Origin of the sequence: Microcoleus sp. K1-B1, assembly GCF_036704705.1 — a bacterium.
GTDB lineage: Bacteria > Cyanobacteriota > Cyanobacteriia > Cyanobacteriales > Microcoleaceae > Microcoleus.
On record NZ_JAUBSH010000183.1, the window covers coordinates 1 to 2,708 of the forward strand.

Consider the following 2,708-nt stretch of genomic DNA (forward strand, 5'->3'; position numbering starts at 1 on the left):
TATAATATAGGGATAAGCTAAAATAAAAGGGGAACTGTATCATACTTTTCCCCTTTTACAAAATTGGGATGCTCCCGCTCGACATTCTATCCTAACTGCTCTTGAGTTCTAAAATCTAAAATCTAAAATCGATCCGCCCTCGGATGGGAGAGTTTAGATTGAAGACTTCGCTATGCAGGCAGTTGAGTTTGATCGAGATTCTATCCCAACTGTTCTTCAAATCTAAAATCTAAAATCTAAAATCTAAAATCTAAAATCGATTGACAAAGGACAACTGACAATGGCTGAATCTTATTTGCTGGATAAATTGAAGTCGGTAGAGCAAACTTTTAATGAGTTGACTCGCCGCATGGCTGACCCGGATGTGGCTAGGGACAATCAAGAGTTTCAACGGGTAGCGAAAGCTCGATCGTCCTTGGAGGAAGTGGTCGATACTTTTGCTCTGTGGAAAACCACTCAGGAAGATTTGGTGGGCGCGCGACAGGTTCTCAAGGAAGCCGCGGGCGATCGAGATATGCAAGAAATGGCTGCGCTGGAAGTTCAGGAACTTGAGGCGAAGCTGGAGAGTTTGGAAAGTCGTTTGAAGGTTTTGCTGCTCCCCCGCGACCCGAACGATGACAAGAATATTATGTTGGAAATTCGGGCGGGTACTGGCGGAGATGAGGCTAGTATTTGGGCGGGAGATTTGCTGCGGCTGTATTCGCGCTACGCTCAAACTCAAGGCTGGCAGGTGAAGTTGGTGAGCGAGTCGCTGGCGGAAATGGGCGGCTTTAAAGAGGTGATTCTGGAAATTACCGGCGACAGCGTTTATAGCAAGCTGAAGTTTGAGGCTGGAGTACACCGGGTGCAGCGAGTTCCTGTGACTGAGGCTGGCGGCCGGGTGCATACTTCGACGGCGACGGTGGCTGTGATGCCGGAGGTGGATGATGTGGAGATTCACATCGATCCGAAGGATATTGAGATGAGTACGGCTCGATCGGGCGGCGCTGGCGGTCAAAATGTGAACAAGGTGGAAACTGCTGCGGATTTGTTTCACAAGCCGACGGGAATTCGGATTTTCTGTACTGAGGAGCGCAGTCAGTTGCAGAATAAGGAGCGGGCAATGCAGATTTTGCGGGCTAAGCTCTATGAGATGAAGTTGCGGGAGCAGCAGGATGAGGTGAAGTCGCGGCGTTTGGCTCAGGTTGGTACTGGTTCGCGATCGGAGAAGATTCGCACTTACAACTATAAGGACAATCGGGCTACGGACCACCGTTTGGGGGAGAATTTCTCGCTCAATAGTGTTTTGGAAGGGGATATTGAGGGGATTATTCAAACTTGCATTTCTCAGGATCAGCAGGAACGTTTGGCTGAGTTGGCTGCTTCTACTAATTGATGGAGTGATGGGGGGCTAGGCGCATTGTTTACTCAGCCTCAGTCCCCTTGTTACGCGGGAGATATGGTTGAGTAGGGCTTCCCAAATTGCATCGGCGATCGCCACTGGATATTTGAAATGTTGGAGGTCGTATTGTACAATGACTTCTAGGGGTGCTAGGATTTGCTGGTTTCGACAACTGGTAATTGCTGCGATCGCCTCCTGCTGCCATCTGGTAAATAGTCTGTAGCTGAAAAAAGAACTGCATTTTTGTCCTTTCTTGTTGAGGTAAACGACTATTACTTGATGTTGTTTGGGGTACACTTTGACTATGCGGTTGACCGGCATTCTCAGGGCTTCGGCTGCTTCCATTTTGGAGATTTGCCAGCGCTGGGGTTTTAGCCAACCGGATGCTGTAAGGCTTTGACGTGTATTGCGTGTCTTGCGAGTCATTTTTACTGCCCCTGATTAGCTACAAATACAATTATGATTTCAAAAGTATTTACACTCTAACTGGTAAACTTTTTGCTGTCAAGCAAGAAAGACAGATTTTTTGGTAGATAAGTAAACTAGGAGTTGTGTTGATCTGGTGACTAATACTGTGGACACAGAAGCTAGGAAGAAACTGAGCGAAGTTGTGAAGCTAGCCCGTGGCGACCTGAGTTTTAGCGCTTTTGGTAGGCTATTGGGAGTCTCTGGGTCTGCTGTTCAGTATTGGGAAAAGGGCCAGGTACTCCCGGATACGAAAAATTTGACTCAGATTGCGGCAAGAGCGGGCTTTACGATGGAAGAGTTAATGGCTCATCTCGAAGGCAAACCAATGCCGGAACCTGTCAATACCAACGAGCTCCTTAAAAAAATCCAATGTATGCCACTGAGTGACTTAGCAGTGATTGTTCGAGCTGGTATGGAGCGACTGGCTGCCGCTGCTGTAGCTTCTGGGAAGTATGGTTGATGTTCTGTAAACTGGGAATTGTGGTTATCTGGTGGCTGATACCGTGGACGCAGAAGCTAAGAAAAAACTGAGTGAGGTTGTTAAATTAGCGCGGGGCTCGATGAGTCTGACTGCTTTTGGCAAGCTGTTGGGAGTTTCTGCTGCTTCTGTCTTGTATTGGGAAAAGGGGCAGGTACTTCCAGATACGAAAAATTTGACTCAGATTGCGACAAGAGCAGGCTTTACGATGGAAGAGCTCATGGCTCACCTCGAAGGCAAGCCGGTGCAGGAACCCGTGGATACTAACGATCTGCTTAAAAAAATTCAATGTATACCAATTAGTGGGGAGCATCCCGATTTTGTAAATATCCCAATAAATGATATAATTTTACATTTTTTAAACCAACGGCTTCCCCAAAA

At 47.2% G+C, this 2,708-nt stretch carries 4 protein-coding genes; 3 read left to right on the forward strand and 1 reads right to left on the reverse strand.

Features of this window, described 5'->3' with window-relative positions:
- The first annotated feature begins 280 nt into the window (after positions 1-280).
- Positions 281-1,375, forward strand: coding sequence for a peptide chain release factor 1 (gene prfA, locus QUA83_RS30195; RefSeq protein WP_333157142.1), 1,095 nt, complete (start codon positions 281-283; stop codon positions 1,373-1,375).
- A 15-nt stretch (positions 1,376-1,390) separates the two neighbouring features.
- Here the strand turns inward: prfA and QUA83_RS30200 are convergent, their stop codons facing one another.
- Complete coding sequence (locus tag QUA83_RS30200; RefSeq protein WP_333297888.1) at positions 1,391-1,807, reverse strand: hypothetical protein; 417 nt, start codon at positions 1,805-1,807, stop codon at positions 1,391-1,393.
- A gap of 136 nt (positions 1,808-1,943) precedes the next feature.
- Between QUA83_RS30200 and QUA83_RS30205 the strand changes: the two genes are divergently transcribed.
- Complete coding sequence (locus QUA83_RS30205; protein WP_333057801.1) at positions 1,944-2,309, forward strand: helix-turn-helix transcriptional regulator; 366 nt, start codon at positions 1,944-1,946, stop codon at positions 2,307-2,309.
- 31 nt (positions 2,310-2,340) lie between these two features.
- The coding region (locus QUA83_RS30210) for a helix-turn-helix transcriptional regulator (protein WP_333297890.1) at positions 2,341-2,708 on the forward strand (368 nt) is incomplete at its 3' end.